Origin of the sequence: Maribacter sp. PR66 (assembly GCF_028464205.1) — a bacterium.
Taxonomy (GTDB): Bacteria; Bacteroidota; Bacteroidia; order Flavobacteriales; family Flavobacteriaceae; genus Maribacter; species Maribacter flavus.
Genome location: NZ_JAQPCH010000005.1, coordinates 122,339 through 142,589, shown reverse-complemented (window position 1 = coordinate 142,589; position 20,251 = coordinate 122,339). Strand labels below are relative to the sequence as shown.

Here is a 20,251-nt window from a genome sequence, read left to right as displayed (position 1 = left end):
GCTAAATATAATCTGCCAATTGCCTCGTTAGTTCACGCCTGCTGTAGCGCTCTATATTCGTAGCCGATGATTTTAATGAATTATTCTGAAACTGCTGAAACCAGTTTAAAAGTACCTTCTTAAGCTCCGACTCCTGGGTGTAGTTAAAAACCTTACCCGATGCCGTTTCGGTTATCATTTCCGCTACTTCCCAATTTACAGGTCCAATTCCCAAAATAGGTCGGCCTGAACTTACATATTCAAAGAATTTTCCAGGAATGATTCCTTTTGTTTCCTCGGAATCGATTTCCACCAATAATAATACTTGTGATTTCAGCTGATATAAAACCGCCTCCTCATGGGGTACATATCCAATGATGTTAACAAATTCATGTAATCCGAATTCGTTCAGGGAATCCAAGGTGTCCTGACCTACAACACCTACAAAATTAAGTTGTAGGGACTCTTTAAATCCTATATTTTCCCGTACCAATTCACCCAAAACCTTCCAAAGATTACGTGGGTTTCTTTTGGTAAGCATGGATCCAATATGGGCAATGGCGAACTTGTCAACCAGTGTCACGGGCTTTCTTTCCCCCATGTCAAAACCATTGGTGATTAATTTGATGGGTTTTGGGGTAAGGCCCTGGAATTCTTGCTTCGTGGTCTTGCTCGTGACCACGATTTTATCGGCAGTATTCAAGACCTTTCGCTCAAGTTCCTTATGCTTTTTTTGTCCCGATGTCGTTAGCTTCAGTTTTTTGTGATATCCAATAGTGGTCCAAGGATCCCTAAAGTCGGCTATCCATTGCAGCCCCAATTGCTCCTTTAATTTAAGTCCGATAAGATGTACACTGTGTGGTGGTCCCGTGGTAATGATGGTTTCAATGCCTTCTTTCTTCAAAATAGGCTCTAAGAATTTAACGGACGGATTTACCCAAAATTTCCGGGCATCGGGAATAAAAAGATTTCCCCGTATCCAAAGCATGACCCGTTCCAATACGGACTGATTCTTCTCGGAAATGACACCGGAACTTATTCGTTTGGTCTTCCTACCGGATATCAATTTTGAAAGTCCGTAGGGTTCAAAAATTGTATTTTCAATGATTTTGATATCCTTTGGAACCTCATCAAGCAAAGAGGCATCCTTTAAAGGATAATGTGGATTTTTGGGAATGTAAACCACCGGCTCCACACCAAAATCCCGAAAATAGGTTACAAACTTTAACCATCGTTGTACTCCGGGGCCGCCTGCCGGGGGCCAGTAATACGTGATGACCAAAACGCGTTTCATTGGGAAGTTTCTCCTTTTTTGGTTCTCCAAAAAGAATATCCAATGCCACCCAAAAGCACCAAACCAAGGAGAATGGTACTTGCCAAGGCAATCGTGCTACCTTGTTCTACGACTTCCGGCTCAAACTTAAATTCAATGGTATGTTTTCCCTCGGGTACACGCATGGACCTTAACACATAGTTTACCTTAAAATGGTCGGTGCGTTGTCCATCCAAATAGGCGTTCCAACCTTGTGGGTAGTGCATTTCACTAAAAACCGCGACTCCCGCATTAGGATTGTAGGAACTGTAGGTCAGATGATTGGGCTCATAATCCGTCAATTGAATAGTGGCGGTGGAATCCACTTGAAAATCAAGACGATTGATATTGTTTACTTTTTCGGAATTATAGACTGCGACGTTCTTTGTGTCCAGACTATCCAAAGCGAGTATCTCCTCGTTGGCAGATTCTACGGGCTTCAGCTTTCTAACAAACCAAGCATTTCCATTGGCATCTGGATTTTGAATGGGAAATATGTTGCCTTCCTGATCTTGCCGAATCACATATTTAACGTTCAACATATTGAATACGGAAAGATTCCCCTTGTAGATATGGAATTCATACAAGTCCTGTATACCGGCAGGTTTGGCCGCATGGTATCCCGTAATGCTTTGATGGAAATAGGCTGTTTTTGCCGAATCAAAACCATCGGTCTGATCAAAAACCCTATATACCCCATCGTCTTCCATAATCAGCTTATCCGCTTCCGAAGCCTGAAACGGCTCCAGCATCCTCCGTTTGGCCACAAAATTATCGGCGTTCACATACCTAAGGTTCACCCCTACCAAATCAAATACCACAAGCATTCCGATACCCAATACGACCCAATTCTCCTTGAGTTTCCCTTTGAGGTAAAACCAGACCAAGCCAGCGGTTATCAACACGTAAATCAATGACCGAATAAGGTCGTTCGTGTACACGGCCTTACGGTCCAGTCGCAACATTTCAGGAAGTTCCTCTAAACCGGTCATGCGCAACCGTTCGTCCGAAGGCCCCGTAAAATCGAACATTCCCTTGACAAGGAACAACAAGACTCCTAGAGTCAAAACTACCGCTCCGGCATATTTTAAGGAATTCAACTTATCCGAGGGAGGGACTTTAGGTGAAAATATCTTTTTCAAGGCCAAGATGGCCAAGAGGGGCGCACATAATTCCAATACGACCTGGATGGAGGAAACCGCCCTAAACTTATCGTACAGCGGAAAATAATCGATCATGAAGTTTGTGAGTCCGCTGAAATTCTTTCCCCAGGAAAGCATCAACGACATCAACACCCCGAACAACAACCACCACTTATGTTTTCCCTTGACCAAGAACAATCCCAAAATAAACAGGAAAAATATAATGGCCCCAATGTAGGCAGGACCGGATGTCCCGGGTTGTTCTCCCCAATAAAGAGGTAGTCCGCTAACAAAATCCAAGGCACTGGACCTGGGCAGTCCTTTGTCTATCAAATAGTTGAAGGATTTTGAGTCCTCACCTAGGTTTTCCTGACTTGCCCCACCAAATAGCCGGGGAACGAACAAGTTTAAGGATTCCGTAATTCCATAACTCCATTGCGTGATGTACTCCTTGCTCAATCCATCCGTGCTCGCCTTTGGGGAACCATCAGGATTAATGGTCAGTTCACTTTTGCCCCTGGTACTCCAATCTGCATATTCCTTCGTGGCCAGAAGGCTTGTGGCATTTGCGGCAATACCCAATGCGACAGCCGCTACCAAAATTCCAACCGAGATAACATAGTGTTTTAATTCCTTTCGTTTGATGGCATCGACCAAATACGCTATCCCCAAAACCAGTACCAGCAACATGAAATAATAGGTCATTTGGTAGTGGTTGGCCACAATTTCGAGTGCCATTCCCAAGGCCGCCACTAAAAATCCGGATAGGTATTTCTTTCTGAAAACCAACACGATGCCCGCCAAAAGAATGGGCAAATATCCCAATGCATGGGCCTTTGCATTGTGCCCCGCTCCAATGATGATGATCAAATAGCTCGAAAAGCCAAAGGCCAAAGCCCCTACAATGGCCAGTTTATAATCTACCTTCAAACAACAGAGAAGAATATAAAATCCGATAAAATAAAGAAATAGATAATCCGCGGGCCTTGGTAAAAATCGGATGGCCCGATCCAATTCCTTGACGTAATTGTGGGGATAGTTTGCCCCCAACTGATACGTGGGCATGCCCCCAAAAGCACTGTTGGTCCAGTAAGGCTCTGTTTCCGTTCTTTTCCTGAAATCGTTTTGTTCTTTGGCCATGCCCGTGTACTGGGCAATGTCATTCTGAAAAATTACCTTTCCCTGAAGTACTGGATGAAAGTAGGCCAGTGCGGCGACGATAAAGAATACGGTGACAAAAAAATGGGTAATAAAGAATTTTAGACCTTTCTTCATGTTCCAATGGTTGGTTAGACAAAGATAACTAGTCTATTTCTTCAAAATCGATATATTCCCCAACTTTTTCGGAATTGCTCTTTTTCTTGGCCGACTTTTTATTGATGATAACATCACCCACTTGCTCCTCTTGCTGATTGGATTCTGGCTGGAATCCTTCAAAAGTCTTCCTAAAATGTGACTCGGTCTTTTTGGCCGCGTAATTCAATATTTTCGGCGCGAACATCCTTGCCAAAATTTTCAGCAGGTAGTACACCAAGAGAATTACCAATATAGTTTTTAAAAATGCCATTTATTTGGATTGCTACATATCAAAAATACAATTATCACGTTGTATAACTAGATTCAAAGTATTAAAATAATTATAAAGTCGTTTCCATGGGCAAGCCCTTTAGTAGCAGAAGAATCCTATTACAACTACTGGTTTTATTGATTGCACCTATGTCCGTCCTGGCCCAATATACGGATGTTATAAATTCCAACAGGCCTGGACTTTCCGTAAGTGCTTATGCTGTGGGAAGAAATGTTGTGCAGCTGGAAATGGGTCTATTTTATGAACAGAGCGACCATACACTGTTGAACACGCAATCCGATTCTTGGGGATCAAACTTCTCCTTGCGATACGGATTGTTGTTTGAGCGATTGGAACTAAATTATGAAGGTACTTTTCAAGATCAGGACATTATATACGAATTCTTCGACCTTAAGGCCAAGAGAAGGGATTTTTCCAGGAACAGATTGGGACTTAAGTATTTAATCTACGACCCGTATAAAAATCCGGAGCGAAACAAACCCAATCTTTACAGTTGGCGCGCCAACCATAAGTTCCAGTTTAAAAATTTGTTGCCCGCCGTCTCCCTATATGCGGGAGCCAATTTTGTTTTGGGCGACAATCCCTACTATCCGGGAGAACCCACCGTTTCGCCTAGGGTAATGATCGCAACACAGAGTAGAATGACGCCAAGAATGGTAATGATCACCAATACGGCATATGACAGAATTGGAACGGATGACCCGGAATTGAGTTATATAATTTCCTTCTCACATGCCTTTAGAAACCCCAAATGGAGTACCTTTTTGGAACATCAGGGGATACAAAGCGATCGCTATTCAGATTTGTTGCTTAGAGGAGGGGTTGCCTATTTGTTCAATGAGCAACTTCAAGTGGATATGGGACTAGGGGCAAGTTTTAAAAACACACCGTCCCGTGTTTTTGTGAATATAGGGGGGTCCTATAGGTTTGACTTCCACAAAGATAAATTGGTCCCCATCGAAGACCAAAAGTCCAATGAAAATGGGGGTGCCATCAAGAAAAACTCCATGAAAAAGGAGAAACGAAAAGATAGAAAATCCCGGGGAAGCGGTGCGGAAGACGTGGATTTGGGACCGTCCAAAAAGCAATTGAGAAAACTCAAAAAGGCCCAGAAAAAAGGAAATAGGGACGACAGCGAAATTGACTTCTAAGTTTCGATACCCTTAGTACTTTTAACCTTTGCTTAATTTTTAGGTATTGATTAATATTCCTAATATTGATGCTTCTAAGAAGCATCGATGATCACATTAAAAGAGGTTGCAAATACCAAGGAGCTAAAGAAGTTCGTAACCTTTCCTTTTTCGCTCTACAAGGGTTCCAAATATTGGGTTCCCCCTATTATAAAGGACGAACTTGACTCTTTTAACAAGGATATAAACCCCGTGTTCAAAGATGCGGATGCCCGATTTTTTCTAGCCTATAAAAATCATTCCATTGTTGGTAGAGTCGCCGCTATCATCAACCGATTGGAAATTGAGCAGCAACAGATCAAGAAAATGCGATTTGGTTGGTTCGATTTTATAGACGATCCCAATGTCTCCAAACTACTTTTGGAAAAAGTTGCGGAAATAGGAAGGGAAAACCAACTTGAATTTATGGAGGGACCGGTAGGTTTTTCCAATCTGGATAAAGTAGGAGTACTTGTGGAAGGTTTTGACCATATTGGCTCTATGGTCACTTGGTATAACCATCCCTATTATGAAAAGCATTACGCCAATTTTGGATTTGTAAAGGAGAAGGAGTACATGGAGAACAAATTCCCCGTTAGTAATGCAGATCCTGCACTCTTTACCAAACTTAATGACATTGTTAAAAAGAGGTATGGCCTAAAAGAAATGAACTTTACAAGCACCAAGGAGGTTATGCCCTATGTGGACGAGATGTTCGACCTTTTTAACGAAACCTACGCAAAGCTTTCTTCCTTTGTTCCCATTACCGAAATACAAAAGGCCTATTTCAAAAAAAAATATATCAGTTTTATCAATCCGGAGTACATCAAATTTATTCTGGACAAAAATGACAAGGTAATTTCCTTTGCCATCGTAATGCCCTCTTATTCCAAGGCTTTGCAAAAAGCCAATGGCACATTGTTACCTTTTGGGATTTTTCATCTATTATCGGCAAAAAGGAACAGTAAGGATGCTATCTTTTATTTGATAGGCATCCACCCTGAATACCAGAACAAAGGTGTAACCGCCATCATATTCAATGAATATTACAAGGTATTCAAGAAGAAGGGGATAAAAATGTGTTATAGGACTCCGGAACTGGAAGAAAACATTGCCATAAAGCAAATGTGGAAGCACTTTAGCCCAGAGGTTTACAAAAGAAGAAGAACCTATAGAAAAAGCCTATAAAAAAGCCCAAACTTAATGTTTGGGCTTTATTTATTACTTATTGAAAAATCGAACGCTACTCTCCCATAGCCGCTGCAACCGCTGCGGATAATCTTTTATAGGTTCCGTTTTTCAATCGGTCCCTAATAGCGGAAAAAGCATCCAAAGTTTCGCTAATATCCTCCATGGTATGGGTTGCCGTTGGTATCAAACGCAACAAAATCAACCCTTTAGGAATCACTGGATATACTACAATAGAACAGAAAATACCGTAATTTTCCCTCAAATCCTTTACCAATGCCATCGCCTCTGGAATACTACCGTTCAAATATACAGGGGTGACACAGCTAGTAGTGGTCCCAATATCAAAACCTCGCTCCTTTAAACCGTTTTGAAGGGCGTTAACGTTTTCCCACAACTTCGCCTTAAGCTCCGGCATGGTACGTAACATGTCCAAACGTTTTAAAGCTCCTTTCACATAAACCATGGGAAGGGATTTTGCGAACATTTGGGAACGCAAATTATATTTTAGGTAATCGATTATTTCTTGATCGGCCGCAACAAAAGCCCCAATACCAGCCATGGATTTGGCAAATGTGGCCAGATACACATCTATTTGATCCTGAACACCTTGCTCCTCACCTGCACCTGCTCCGGTTTTGCCCAACGTTCCAAAACCATGGGCATCGTCTACCAATAACCTAAAGTTGAACTTCTTTTTTAACGCGACAATTTCCTTAAGAATCCCTTGTTCGCCCCGCATCCCAAAAACACCTTCGGAGATAACCAAAATACCTCCTCCTGTTTGGTCCGCCATTTTGGTGGCTCGCTCAAGGTTCTTTTCCAGACTCTCGGCATTGTTATGGGTAAACGTAAACCTTTTACCCATATGCAATCGAACACCATCGATAATACAGGCGTGGCAATCCACGTCATACACAATAATATCATCCTTTGTAACCAATGCATCGATAACCGACATAAACCCTTGGTAACCAAAATTAAGCAAGTAGGAAGCCTCTTTTTGGGAAAATTCTGCCAATTCCCGTTCCAATTGCTCGTGGTAGTCCGTATGACCACTCATCATACGTGCGCCCATTGGGTACGCCGCTCCGTGCTCCGTTGCTGCTTCACCATCTACCTTTTTTATTTCGGGTAGATTTGCAAGACCCAAATAATCGTTTATACTCCAGGTAATTACATCCTTTCCTTGGAACTTCATCCTATTGGAAATTGGACCTTCCAATTTAGGAAATACAAAATATCCCTCTGCTTGTGAAGCCCACTTACCTAACGGGCCCTTATTTTCTATGATTCTTTCAAATAAATCTCTCATCACCTAGTTTTGGTTCTGCCTGCAAAAGTAAAAATTTTTGGACAGCATTCACAAATAATTTATTGGCACCGCCAAAGGGTTTACTATACCTAGGTTAGTCACGAAATTAAAAGTTCGTCTTCGAAGAATGCCTCGTGGGCTTTCCCTAAGGTAGTTATGAATAAAAAAAAGCGGGCAAAAAGCCCGCTTTTGGTAGTATTCTTAAACCTCAGCTTACTTAATGAACTGGATTTCCTGTTTCGCTTCCACTGGATTGGCCTCCAAAAAGCCTTGGTCTTCCATCCACTGGTCACTGTAAATTTTACTCATATACCGTGAACCGTGATCTGGGAAGATAACAACGACTTTGCTGTTCGCATCAAAGGTGTTCAATTCATCCAGTTGTTTCACGGCCTGCATAACGGCTCCGCTAGTATACCCTACAAAAATGCCTTCCGTTCTGGAAATTTCCCTTGCGGTATGTGCACTTTCCGCATCGGTGACCTTTATAAATTCATCGATAATCTCAAAATCCGTGGCAGTTGGAATCAAATTTTTACCCAATCCTTCAATCCTGTACGGATAGATTTCATTGGTATCCAAAGTTCCCGTCTCGTGATATTTCTTTAAAACGGAACCATAGGCGTCTACTCCAATGATTTTGATATTCGGGTTTTGTTCCTTTAAATATCGGGCCGTACCGGAAATAGTACCACCCGTCCCACTGCAGGCCACCAAGTGCGTAATCTGTCCGGCTGTTTGTTCCCAAATTTCAGGACCTGTTGATCGATAGTGGGCCTCCATATTCAATTCATTAAAATACTGATTGATATATATGGAGTTCTTGGTTTCGTCATGCAAACGTTTCGCTACTTGGTAGTAGGACCTTGGATCATCCGCACTCACATGGGCAGGACAAACATACACTTCCGCACCCATGGAACGTAGCATATCGATTTTATCGGCAGAAGACTTAGAACTGACCGCCAGAATACACTTGTACCCCTTGATAATACTTACCATGGCAATACTAAAACCAGTATTCCCAGAAGTTGTCTCAATAATGGTACTGCCTTCCTTCAAGAGGCCTTTCCTTTCGGCCTCTTCTATTATGTGGATTGCGATGCGGTCTTTGGAGGAGTGACCTGGATTGAATGCCTCAACTTTGGCATAAAAGTCACCTGTAAGATTCTCGGTAATCCTGTTAAGTTTCACCAAGGGTGTTTTCCCAATTAATTCTAAGATATTGTTGTTAGCCTTTATCTTATTTTCCATAGGGGGGTACGATTTTTGTTTTTAGCAAATCAAAGATTTGTTAAAATTTGCTACAAATCTACTATTTTTTTTCTACAGTACTATTTTTCCTTCCAAATCCAACAGAAATGCATATTCCTTTGCGGCTTCCCTAAGTGCCTCAAACCTGCCGGAAGCCCCTGCATGACCCGTTTCCATATTGATATCAAAAAATAAAAAGGTATCATTTTTTTTCAATTCCCTTAATTTGGCGACCCACTTGGCAGGTTCAAAATATTGCACTTGGGAATCATGCAATCCCGTGGAGACATACAAATTGGGGTAACCCTGGGCCTTTACATTGTCATACGGAGAATAGGATTTCATATAGTTGTAGAATTCCAAATCGTTTGGATTGCCCCATTCGTCATACTCCCCGGTAGTCAGTGGAATTGAATCATCAAGCATTGTGGTGACCACATCAACAAAGGGTACTGAAGCAATTACTCCATTGTAAAGCTCAGGGGCCATATTGATGACAGCGCCCATCAAAAGACCACCTGCGGAACCACCCATGGCATACAGATGATCGGGACCTGTCAATTGCTGTTCAATCAGGTATTTCGAACAATCGATAAAATCCGTAAAGGTATTCATCTTCTTTAAAAGCTTTCCATCCTCATACCACTTCCTCCCCAAATACTCACCACCCCTTACATGGGCAATGGCATAGACAAAACCTCGGTCCAATAAACTGAGGCGTACCGTTGAAAAATAGGGGTCTATGGTGTACCCATATGAGCCATAGGCATATTGTAAAAGCGGGGTATTCTTGGTTAAAACCGTATCCTTATGGTATACCAAGGAAATAGGAATTTTTATCCCGTCCCTTGCCGTGGCCCAAAGACGTTCTTCAATATAATTGTCCTTATCAAAATTTCCCCCAAGTACCTCCTGTTCCTTCATGACGGTCTCCTCTTTGGTGGCCATATTGAAATCGATTACAGAACTTGGAGTTCTCAATGAATTATAGCTATATCTTAAAATTTGGGTGTCGAAATCCCGATTGTTGCCCACGTGGGCTGTATAAGTCTCACTTGAAAAAGGCAGGTAATAGGCATCCGAACCGTCCCAACGGACTATCCGAATCTGGTTGAGTCCGTTTTCCCTTTCGGAAAGAACATAGTAATCCTTGAAAATATCAACATCTTCCAATAGCACATCCTCCCTGTGCGGAATGAACTCTTGCCAATTCCTGGATTCCGTGCTATCCTCTCCCACCTTCATTAACTTAAAATTGGTAGCACCGTCCTTATTTGTCAGGATATAGAAAGAGTCCTCAAAATGAAAAATTGAATACTCCACCCCTCTTTCCCTAGGGGAAAATACCTTAAAACCTTCCTCCGGTCTTTCCAAGGAGAGCATCTGAAACTCCGAGGTCAAGGTACTATGGGAACCTATTACAATATACTTTTTAGATTTTGTCTTGTACACAAAGGTGCTAAAAGTATCATCCTTCTCATGAAACACCAACTCATCCTTTGCTACGGGGGTTCCCAGAACGTGTTTGTATATTTTATCCGATCTTAGGGTAACCGGTTCCTTCTTGGTATAGTAAAAGGTTTTGTTATCGTTGGACCAAACACCGCCACCTGTGGTATTCTCTATTTTATCTGGATATATTTCACCTGTCTCGAGGTTCTTTACCTGAAGTGCATATTCCCTTCTTGAAACGGTATCCACACCAAAAATGGCCAAAGTATTATTGGGGCTGACCGCGATTCCGCCCAAACTAAAATATTCGAAACCTTCTGCCATCTCGTTCCCATTGAACATGATTTCTTCTTCGGAATCCAAGGTTTCCTTGAAACGGGAATAAATGGGATATTCACCCCCTACTTCATATCTGGTCTTGTACCAATATCCATCTAGCTTGTAGGGTACGGAGGCATCATCTTCCTTGATCCTGGTCTTCATTTCCTTAAAAAGTGCCTCTTGGAAAGCTTTGGTATGCGCCGTCATGGCATTGTAAAAGTCGTTTTCACTTTGCAAATAGGCCAAAACCTCAGGGTCTTCCCTCTCGTTAAGCCAGTAGTAATTATCGATTCTAACATCGTTATGGGCAACTAATTCCTTAGGTCGTTTTTTGGCTACCGGTGCATTGCGCTGTGTCATTCTGTTCTCTTTTCAATTTGAAGATGGTCGCAAAAATAGAACTTATTATTTGGAGCGTTTCTGTATGTTAGGCCGATTTTGGATCCGCAACGAATATGAACATTTTAGTACCTTTGAAATATAAACGAAAACAAAAAAATCAGCTATGTTCGGAGATTTGATGGGTATGATGGGCAAACTAAAGGAAACCCAAAAAAAAGTGGAAGAGACCAAAAAGCGGATGGACACGGTCCTTATCGATGAAAAATCTTCCGATGGGTCCGTTTCCGTAACTATCACCGCCAATAAGGAAATAAAAAAAATCGAAATTTCAGAAGAACTTTTGTCCGACAAGGAGCAGTTGGAGGATTTTCTAATCTTAACCCTGAACAAGGCCATTAAAAGGGCGACGAGCATAAACGAAACCGAATTGGCGGCTGTTGCCAAGGAAGGAATGCCCAATATTCCAGGAATGGATTCTTTGTTCAAGTAAACTACTGTTTGGCAGGCCTACATGGCACTCCCAAGAAATAGAGTTGTGATATCTAGACAAGACTTATCGTTGAACCTTATGGCGATGGCTTGAAAGTTTTCCAGTCCCTATTCTTTGAAATTACCTATCTTTAAAAGAAAGAATTGGTATGATCGAGGTTAAAAACAAGGATGATGAATTTTACCAGTTTGTGGTAAAATCTGCCACTGGAAAAGTGCTTTTGGAAAGTGTGGAATTCAAGGATTCCAAATCCTTGGAGCACACGCTTAACGAACTAAAGAATGTCAACCTTCCAACCAAAAGGTTTGAACGCAAAACGAATTTCGAGGGTAAATTTCTTTTCAATCTAAAAAACGATCAAGGAACCGTAATTGGTAGTAGTGGTTTTTACAACTCCGAAGCCGGTATGGAAAACGGCATCAAAAATCTACGAAACATCCTGGAACCGTAAAAGGGCCAATTTTAGATAACCTAGAAACGCCGTAAGGTTTCCAAAAAATAGTCGTGCATTTCATTGGTATAATCCATGTGCGTTACCATACGCAACTTTCCCTGCCCCATGCTTATGATATGGATATCCTTTTCCTGCAATTTGGAGTTGAAGTGGGCACTGGACATAAAATCCTCCTCAATTTCAAAAATGATGATGTTGGTTTCTATGGGTTCCACTTTCTTTATAAAGGACAGCTTCGTTAGTTCCTCACCAATTTCTGCCGCCTTTTGATGATCCTCTGAGAGTCGGTCAATATGATGGTCCAAAGCATAGATTCCCGCGGCGGCCAAAAATCCCGACTGGCGCATGCCCCCACCCAATATTTTTCGTATCCTTAAGGCATGGTAAATATGTTCCTTACTTCCCAGAAGTACGGAACCCACCGGACATCCCAAGCCTTTGCTCAAACACACACTGATGGTTTCAAAGAGGCCACCATACTGTTCTGGCGATTCATGTTGAGCCACCAAGGCGTTCCATAATCGGGCGCCATCCAAATGATAATGCAAACCGTGCTTTTCGCATACCGCCTTTATCTTCTTCAATTCCTCAATATCCCAACAGGCACCACCCCCTTTGTTCGTCGTGTTTTCAATACATACTAAGGAAGTCAACGGACTGTGATAAAAATCCGGCGGATTTATGGCCGATTCTACCTGTGCTGCGGTAACCATGCCCCGGTGTCCATCCAAGAGCCGACAAGAAACGCCGCTGTTAAAACTCACCCCTCCCCCTTCATAATTAAAAACATGGGCATATTTATCACAGATCAATTGCTCCCCGGGTTGGGTATGCAATTTTATGGCGGTCTGATTGGTCATGGTACCGCTCGGGAAGAAAAGGGCGGCCTCCATCCCGAACATTTTAGCCAATTTCTCCTCCAAAGCATTAACTGAAGGGTCATTTTTGAACACATCGTCCCCAACTTGGGCAGACATCATGGCATCCAGCATACCAGCGGTAGGTTTGGTGACCGTATCACTTATCAAATTTATTGTCATTACAGGAAGCTACTTTGAATTAATGAAAACAATCCATGCCAATGGGCGAACCATCCGGAATCTTTGGCGCAGCGACAACTTTAAATTCATCTGGGTGTTCGTAAAAATCAGTAATCCTACGGCTAATTTCCCCTTTGATAGCCGCATTTTCCATATTCATGGTATTCAATTTTTTGAGCTGCATGTTGGCAATCGCATTTACCTGTGGATGGACGGCATCACTCGCTGCCAAGTTCATCAGATGAAATAGCACCCTAAAATTGATATTTTGCTGAACCTCATTGCTATAGGGATTTTTCAGGTTCCTTCCAAAGGTATTGGAAACCACTTCGGCCAATACCTCTTCCAATCCAAGATTGTTTGGGTCCAACGCCTTTTGTTGGATCAATCTGGAAGCCCTTTCCGGATGCAGCAATAGTCCAAGGGTCATATCGGCGGCCGTTTCTGGAGCGGAAAGTGCGTCAAAGGTGACGCCCGTCTTGCCGTTAAAGGATTCCCGGGTACTTCCAAAACCAATGGCCCTGGGAGGGAACAAACTCAATTTCTCCTTTGGGATTGCAATTTCATCGGCATCCAAGGTCCTTAAAATTGTCTCTAAGGTTTGTTCCTGAGTTCGCTTATCTACAGGGGCAACGGTCAATTGGCCATCCCCCTTTACGGTATAGTTATAATCCAAACCGCCTATAATCTTTGTTGCCGCTTCTGTTTGATACCGATGGAAAAAATATAAGGGTGCAAACACATCTTCCAAAACGGAATTGGCCTCATTGGTGCGGATATTGTCTATAGAGAAGTTTGCAATAGCGGTCTCCCTGATCTTCAACATATCCAACAATTCATCGCTGATGGACTTTCCGTTGTCCCAAAGGTGAGCAAATACATGGGCCCCGCCTTGCGGACGCGCATCTTGATCGGATATGTACCGTAGACCATCCGAAGTTGCTTTTTCCAAAATTTCGTTCAACGCTTCCCGCTCGTTGGTACCTTTGGGAAAATCGCTGTAGGCATAGGCCACGATTACCTTGTCCCATTCCCCGATGCCCGTATCATACGCATTGGAAAAATCGATTTCACCATTTTTGACCGAAAACTGGGGATGTGGATAATCCATCACTGAAGCCCTTCCATTGGTGCTGGCGGCAAAGTTGTGCGAAAAGCCCAAAGTATGCCCTATTTCGTGTGCCGATAACTGACGGATTCTCGCCAAGGCCAAATCCAACATAGGCAGGTAATTATCGTCCCTTTCCTCAAAAGGCTTGTTCATCAAAGCCTGTGCTATCAAAAAATCCTGACGGATCCGTAAACTTCCCAAACTAACATGTCCTTTAATTATTTCACCGGTTCTGGGATCCGCTACGCTGGAACCATAGCTCCATCCCCTAGTAGATCTGTGCACCCATTGAATGACATTATAGCGAACATCCAAGGGATCCGCATCGTCCGGCAACATTTTTACCTGAAAAGCATCCTTATACCCAATGGCCTCAAATGCTTGGTTCCACCACCTGCCACCTTCCAAAAGGGCACTACGAACAGGTTCCGGGGTTCCGTTATCCAAATAATAGATTATAGGTTCTACCGCTTCACTGACCTCGGCATCGGGGTTTTTCTTTTCCAACCGATGCCTAGGGATAAACCTTTTTATCAAGGACTCCTCAACGGGAGTCGCATAATCGTAATAGGAAAAGGGATAGGCCCCTGACCTGGGGTCGAACTCGCGCTTTTCAAAATTGTCATCGGGGAGTTCCACAAATGAATGATGCTGGGCCACGGTAATCAATCCGGGGTTGGGCACCACACTTCTCACATAGCTTCCTTTGGGACTTCCCTTAAAGGTTAGGGTAATATCAAATTCAATATTTTTTGGAAAGGCCTTGGTGCGGTCCATCGCCATGGCACTTTTTTCCTTGTCCAGCGTATAACTTCCCTGATCGGTGCTTTGGAGTCTTTCCGTAACACCATGGGTATCCTGCACTAAAAACCCCGATATATCTATAATATATTTCCCATCTTTTTCCTCTTCAATGGGAAAACCATATAAAATGGATTTTGCAAAGGCCTGCTCCACGGATTTCTTTTCAAGGGCATTGTCCGTCAAGGCCCTAAACTTTAAATTAGGCTGTACCAAAAGGAGCTTGTTTCCGGCCTTCCTAAAAAAGACTACTTGTTCATTTCCCAATTGCCCCCTGTCCAAGCCAATATCATTGCTTCCGATGCCACTGCTTAAGGAAGAAACATATAGAAACTCCTTTTCCAATTGGGGTACCTCTAGATAAATTTTGTCGGTTTTGGAATCGTAATAGAAATCGAAAAGGCCTTCAAACTTTTGGAAATCCTTCTTTTTCTCTGAAAACTGACCAAAAACCGGTGATAGGGATAGTATGGCCAAAAACAGCCATAACGGGGATGCATTTTTCATTTATTAATGGGTATTGATTCTTAAAAATTACTGTTTACATCCAATAAGTCGCAAATGAATACGTGAAAAAAGCATCTTGGATGTTTGGTTTCAAAATTTAGTTAGGAGTTAAAAATAGATAATTTACGGCTAAATTCTTAACCGATGGTGTCCTAATTGGAGAAACACGTTTTTAAACAAAAAAGTCGCAGGATTTTTATAGAAAAGTAAATTTAAGCACCCTATTTATGTTGAAATACTAAGCGTTTTTTCTATAAAATTTTTTACCTTTTATGAAAACAAATTGTATGTCTAACGTTGAGAACCAAATTTTTTCCTCCTATCAGAGAAACCCTGATTTATATGACGAAATTTACGATAGCAAAGGAAACATAAAGGATATCTATCAAAAGCTTTTTGATATTTATGGCGGGCATTCCATCCAGGATTATATCAACCTTAACTCCAAGGCCAAAGCATCTTTTTTCAATCAGGGAATAACCTTTCAGGTATATGGTGAGGACAATGTTCAGGAAAAGATTTTTCCCTTCGACCTATTCCCAAGAATTATCGACCCGGAGGAGTGGGACATCATTGAAAGGGGATCAATTCAAAGAGCCAAGGCATTGAACCTTTTTCTGTGGGACATTTACCACGATAAAAATATATTAAAGGATAAGGTCGTTCCCTTGGAACTCATTACGTCTTCGGCCAATTACTTGGATCAAATGAACGGGCTCAATCCACCCGGTGGCATTTACAATCATATATCGGGAACCGATATCATTAAACACAAAGATGGCCAGTATTATGTTTTGGAGGACAATATTAGATGTCCGTCCGGAGTGAGCTACGTAATCTGCAACCGCACGGCCCTGAAACGGGCCCTCTTTGGGGTTTTTAACCATTACCAGACCTATACGGTTACGGACTACGCAGAAAACCTTTTGGAGCAATTGGAATCCGTAAAACCAAAAGGTGTAGATATCCCAAATTGCGTTGTAATTACCCCGGGCATGTATAATTCCGCTTTTTATGAACATTCCTACTTGGCAAAGACCATGGGGGTCGAACTTGTAGAAGGACGTGACCTGTTCGTGGAAAACGATTTTGTGTACATGAAAACCATCAAGGGACCTGAAAAAGTGGATGTCATCTACAGGCGAATTGACGATGCTTTTTTGGATCCATTGGAGTTTAGGCCGGATTCCGCTTTGGGCGTACCGGGCCTATTCGCCGCTTACAAAAAAGGGAACGTAACACTTGCAAACGCACCTGGCACGGGAGTCGCCGATGATAAAGCGGTTTATACCTATATGCCGGACATCATTAAATATTACCTGAAAGAGGAACCCATCCTAAACAATGTGCATACCTATCATTGTAGCAGACCGGACGAGTTGCAATATGTATTGGAAAATATAAAGGACCTGGTCGTAAAACCTGTGGACGAAGCAGGTGGTTATGGTATCTCCATAGGCAACAGGCTTACCCAACAGGAAATTGAGGAAGTACGAAAACAGGTAAAGGAAAATCCAAGAAAATATGTCGCCCAGCCCATCATGTCACTTTCCGTACATCCCACCTATATCGATGATTCCGAATCTTTTGAACAGCGTCATGTAGATCTAAGAACGTTTACCATTCTAGGCAAGGACAAGGAGTTCGTTTTAAAAGGGGGATTGACCCGTGTGGCGTTGAAAAAAGGAAATTTAATCGTGAACTCATCCCAAGGCGGCGGGTCAAAAGACACTTGGGTCTTAAAAAAATAAATACTACATGTTAGCAAGAGTAGCCAATAATCTTTTCTGGATGGGACGATACATTGAACGTTCCGAGCACATTGCGCGTTATATGAACGTCAATTATTTTTCGTCCCTGGACGCACCTAACCAAATTTCCCAGGACAGACAGTTTGTTCTTAGGTCGATGTTGTTTATGGTTGGGGAACCTGATAAGGATTCCAATGGAACACTGGTGGAGGAAGAGGTATTGTTCAAAATTGGCGTGGACCCCAGTTTTGTATCGTCCATTTTGAACAATGTAAAATATGCCAGGGAAAATGCCAACAGTGCACGGGACCTTATTTCTACGGAACTCTATGAATCCATCAACAAATTCTACCATTTTGTCCTAAATTATCCCAAAGAGGTTTTCGTAAGAAGCGGGCTCCATGATTTCACGACCAATGTGACGGAAATGAGTGCCATACTTAGGGGTAAAATTAGGGGTACGCTATTGCACGATTCCGTTTACGCTATCATCATGATGGGCGTAAATATTGAAAGAGCGACACAGATTACCCGTATGATCAATTCCAAATATAACGACGCATTATTGTCCCAGAGCGATTTTGAGGATGGTTTTCGGAAAAGTTTTGAATGGACCACACTACTGAAATGTGCGGAGTCCTATGACATGATGCGCAGGTACTATAAAAAACCGCCTACTAGCATATCCACCTTGGAATTCCTCATTTTGAACCCCAATTGCCCAAGATCCGTCATGAATGCTTTGAACCAGTTTTACGAGCATGTGAAAATTCTAAACCCAGAAAGAAAATACAATAAGGAATCCACAGCGTTTCTGATTGGCCGCGTTCGATCCGAATATGAATTCAAATACATAGAGGAAATTGAAAAGGATATAAAATCCTTTATAGAAAGTATTCTCAAAAGTCTGGAGGAAATCAGCAATAAGGTAGACGAAGAGTTTTTCAACTATTAATGTCTACAAATAAGCTATTTTTACATCCAAGATGTGGAAAGAGCATACCATTCTGTACGAATCCATTACTACTTTTGAAAATGAGAAGGCCGAAGGGTATTGGCAATTCCTGATAATCCCCTTGGAAAACGAGTTTCAAGAGATACTGGAATTCGATTCTTCAAACTCCACCTACTGTGTAAACCAATTATCAATAAACGGTTTTGGATTTAGAACCATTAAGGTTCATCCAAAAAAGGCGTTCAGCCAATTTTCCTTTAAAGTTACCTTTAGAGTACGTACTTCCCAACTACAGATACCTGAGCCAACGAAGTCCGAGGATATTCTAAACACACTAGAAGAAATCGGCTCGCTCAAATATAAGGTGCACTTTGAGCGTTTTTTACGGGCAACCCCACTTACGGGATTACCGAAGGGCAAAAATGGTTGCTACCAGTTCGACCCAAATAAGGGAATTTTTGAAAACCTTGTAAAGTTGAACCTTTGGATACATTCCAAGTTCCAATTTGCATCGGGAGCACCTGAGGGCACGTCTAGAATGGAGACAATCCTGGATTCAAAATTGGGCAATTCCAAGGACCTGGCACATCTTTTCTGTACCGTGGGCCGAAACAACAATATACCTTGTAGATATATATCGGGCTTTGTGAATCGTGAGAATGGATCCCTTGGCGACGGGCAAATACATGCTTGGGCGGAGGCCTTTGTCCCAGGTTACGGTTGGTTGGGATTTGACCCTACCAACAATAGGATGGTCAATGCCGATCACATCAAAATCTGCCATGGCAAGGATTCCATGGATTGTTTACCGGAGAAGCGCGTAATCCATTCGGCCGAGAACCATAAAACTACGTATTCCGTTGTCGTTAAAAATCAGCAACACCTCATACAGCAATAATCGGAACAAACTATATCAAATTTGGTAAAAAAGAATAGTATTTTTACCGAAAATTATCTCAGATGATAGTAACTACAGACCATTATAAAGGTCTTATTGATCGCCTTGGTGCGTTAAGGAGGTATCTTTGACATCGATGCCAAACTTATTGAAATAGAGAACGAGCAGGAAAAGACCTTGGCACCCGATTTTTGGGACAATCCCCAAGAGGCACAGGCACAAATGAAATACATCCAGTCCAAAAAGAAATGGGTGGATGACTTCAATGCCGCCAAGACATTGGTAACCGATCTGGAAGTGCTTATTGAGTTCCTTCAGGAAGGGGAAGTATCGGAGGAAGAAGTAGAAACTCAATATGAAAAAGCCTTGAATTCCTTGGAAAAAATGGAGTTCAAGAATATGCTTTCCGAAGAGGGTGATGAACTTCCCGCCGTACTGCAGATAACCGCAGGTGCGGGCGGTACCGAGAGTTGCGATTGGGCCTCCATGTTAATGCGGATGTACATGATGTGGGCCGAAAAAAATAGATACAAGGTAAAGGAACTGAACTTTCAGGAAGGTGACGTTGCCGGTATTAAAACGGTCACCTTGGAAATTGATGGTGAATATGCCTTTGGATGGCTAAAAGGTGAGAACGGCGTTCACAGATTGGTACGAATTTCCCCGTTTGACAGTAACGCCAAAAGACACACCTCTTTTGTTTCTGTCTATGTGTATCCTTTGGTGGACGACAGTATAGAGATAGACGTAAATCCGGCCGATATCACGATCACCACGGCAAGATCTAGTGGCGCGGGAGGACAGAACGTGAACAAAGTCGAGACAAAGGTGCAATTGGTGCACCATCCCACAGGCATACAAATTTCATGTTCGGACTCCAGAAGTCAGCATGACAATAGGGCCACCGCAATGAAAATGTTGAAGTCCCAACTTTACGAAATAGAACTGCGGAAAAAGATGGAGGCCCGTCAGGAAATAGAGTCTTCCAAAATGAAAATAGAATGGGGTTCGCAAATACGGAATTACGTAATGCACCCCTATAAATTGGTCAAGGATGTGCGAACTGCTGAAGAAACAGGCAACGTGGATGCGGTCATGGATGGGGAGATAGATGCTTTTTTAAAGGCCTACCTTATGATGATGGGACAAAAAGAGGAAGAATAAACACATTATATTTCAACA

Annotated in this window: 16 protein-coding genes; 8 read left to right on the top strand and 8 right to left on the bottom strand. The window is 42.3% G+C overall.

Annotation, left to right across the window (positions count from 1 at the left end):
• Position 1: 1 nt before the first annotated feature.
• Genes PP181_RS10840 through PP181_RS10830 form a run of 3 tightly spaced genes read right to left on the bottom strand, consistent with a single transcriptional unit; the run spans position 2 to position 4,000 of the window.
• Positions 2–1,273 carry a glycosyltransferase family 4 protein gene (locus PP181_RS10840; protein WP_272637107.1) on the bottom strand — a complete coding sequence of 424 codons (1,272 nt, stop codon included), beginning with the start codon at positions 1,271–1,273 and terminating at the stop codon, positions 2–4.
• Positions 1,270–3,708 carry a YfhO family protein gene (locus PP181_RS10835; RefSeq protein ID WP_272637106.1) on the bottom strand — a complete coding sequence of 813 codons (2,439 nt, stop codon included), beginning with the start codon at positions 3,706–3,708 and terminating at the stop codon, positions 1,270–1,272. The genes PP181_RS10840 and PP181_RS10835 overlap by 4 nt, the downstream gene beginning before the upstream one ends.
• Before the next feature lie 28 nt (positions 3,709–3,736).
• Positions 3,737–4,000 (bottom strand): DUF4834 family protein, encoded by a 264-nt coding sequence (locus PP181_RS10830; protein WP_272637105.1) that lies wholly within the window; start codon positions 3,998–4,000, stop codon positions 3,737–3,739.
• 86 nt (positions 4,001–4,086) lie between these two features.
• Between PP181_RS10830 and PP181_RS10825 the strand changes: the two genes are divergently transcribed.
• Positions 4,087–5,172, top strand: a complete 1,086-nt coding sequence (locus PP181_RS10825) for a transporter (protein WP_272637104.1) — start codon at positions 4,087–4,089, stop codon at positions 5,170–5,172.
• A gap of 87 nt (positions 5,173–5,259) precedes the next feature.
• Entirely contained in the window at positions 5,260–6,378 is a 1,119-nt protein-coding gene (locus PP181_RS10820) for a GTP cyclohydrolase (protein WP_272637103.1), read from the top strand.
• 55 nt (positions 6,379–6,433) lie between these two features.
• Here the strand turns inward: PP181_RS10820 and PP181_RS10815 are convergent, their stop codons facing one another.
• The 3 genes from PP181_RS10815 to PP181_RS10805 form a co-directional block, all read right to left on the bottom strand.
• Positions 6,434–7,693, bottom strand: a complete 1,260-nt coding sequence (locus tag PP181_RS10815) for an aminotransferase class I/II-fold pyridoxal phosphate-dependent enzyme (RefSeq protein ID WP_138258368.1) — start codon at positions 7,691–7,693, stop codon at positions 6,434–6,436.
• 213 nt (positions 7,694–7,906) lie between these two features.
• The gene (locus tag PP181_RS10810; RefSeq protein ID WP_138258367.1) at positions 7,907–8,947 is read right to left on the bottom strand and encodes a PLP-dependent cysteine synthase family protein; all 1,041 of its coding nucleotides are present in this window, start codon (positions 8,945–8,947) and stop codon (positions 7,907–7,909) included.
• A gap of 72 nt (positions 8,948–9,019) precedes the next feature.
• Positions 9,020–11,080, bottom strand: coding sequence for a S9 family peptidase (locus PP181_RS10805; RefSeq protein WP_272637102.1), 2,061 nt, complete (start codon positions 11,078–11,080; stop codon positions 9,020–9,022).
• Between the two features lie 145 nt (positions 11,081–11,225).
• Between PP181_RS10805 and PP181_RS10800 the strand changes: the two genes are divergently transcribed.
• Together PP181_RS10800 and PP181_RS10795 are read left to right on the top strand one after the other, a co-directional pair.
• The gene (locus tag PP181_RS10800; RefSeq protein ID WP_154919900.1) at positions 11,226–11,552 is read left to right on the top strand and encodes a YbaB/EbfC family nucleoid-associated protein; all 327 of its coding nucleotides are present in this window, start codon (positions 11,226–11,228) and stop codon (positions 11,550–11,552) included.
• 148 nt (positions 11,553–11,700) lie between these two features.
• Positions 11,701–12,003 (top strand): YegP family protein, encoded by a 303-nt coding sequence (locus PP181_RS10795; RefSeq protein WP_272637101.1) that lies wholly within the window; start codon positions 11,701–11,703, stop codon positions 12,001–12,003.
• A gap of 20 nt (positions 12,004–12,023) precedes the next feature.
• On the opposite strand, the gene PP181_RS10790 is transcribed toward PP181_RS10795, so the two are convergent.
• Together PP181_RS10790 and PP181_RS10785 are read right to left on the bottom strand one after the other, a co-directional pair.
• Positions 12,024–13,046: a threonine aldolase family protein gene (locus PP181_RS10790; RefSeq protein WP_154919905.1), complete on the bottom strand. Its 1,023-nt coding sequence runs from the start codon at positions 13,044–13,046 to the stop codon at positions 12,024–12,026.
• 19 nt (positions 13,047–13,065) lie between these two features.
• A complete protein-coding gene (locus tag PP181_RS10785) occupies positions 13,066–15,465 on the bottom strand; it encodes a zinc-dependent metalloprotease (protein WP_272637100.1) in 2,400 nt (799 codons plus the stop codon).
• Between the two features lie 287 nt (positions 15,466–15,752).
• Here PP181_RS10785 and PP181_RS10780 point away from each other — a divergent pair, with 287 nt between their 5' ends.
• From PP181_RS10780 to prfB, 4 genes are all read left to right on the top strand, one after another.
• Positions 15,753–17,216 carry a circularly permuted type 2 ATP-grasp protein gene (locus PP181_RS10780; protein ID WP_154919911.1) on the top strand — a complete coding sequence of 488 codons (1,464 nt, stop codon included), beginning with the start codon at positions 15,753–15,755 and terminating at the stop codon, positions 17,214–17,216.
• Between the two features lie 7 nt (positions 17,217–17,223).
• Positions 17,224–18,171: an alpha-E domain-containing protein gene (locus tag PP181_RS10775; RefSeq protein WP_138258360.1), complete on the top strand. Its 948-nt coding sequence runs from the start codon at positions 17,224–17,226 to the stop codon at positions 18,169–18,171.
• Between the two features lie 31 nt (positions 18,172–18,202).
• Positions 18,203–19,069 carry a transglutaminase-like domain-containing protein gene (locus tag PP181_RS10770; RefSeq protein WP_272637099.1) on the top strand — a complete coding sequence of 289 codons (867 nt, stop codon included), beginning with the start codon at positions 18,203–18,205 and terminating at the stop codon, positions 19,067–19,069.
• Positions 19,070–19,134: 65 nt separating this feature from the next.
• Positions 19,135–20,233 (top strand): peptide chain release factor 2 gene (gene prfB, locus PP181_RS10765; protein ID WP_272637209.1). Its coding sequence is split into 2 segments (ribosomal slippage): positions 19,135–19,197 and positions 19,199–20,233, totalling 1,098 coding nucleotides; the frame shifts between segments, so codons are not numbered across the junction.
• Positions 20,234–20,251: the final 18 nt, after the last annotated feature.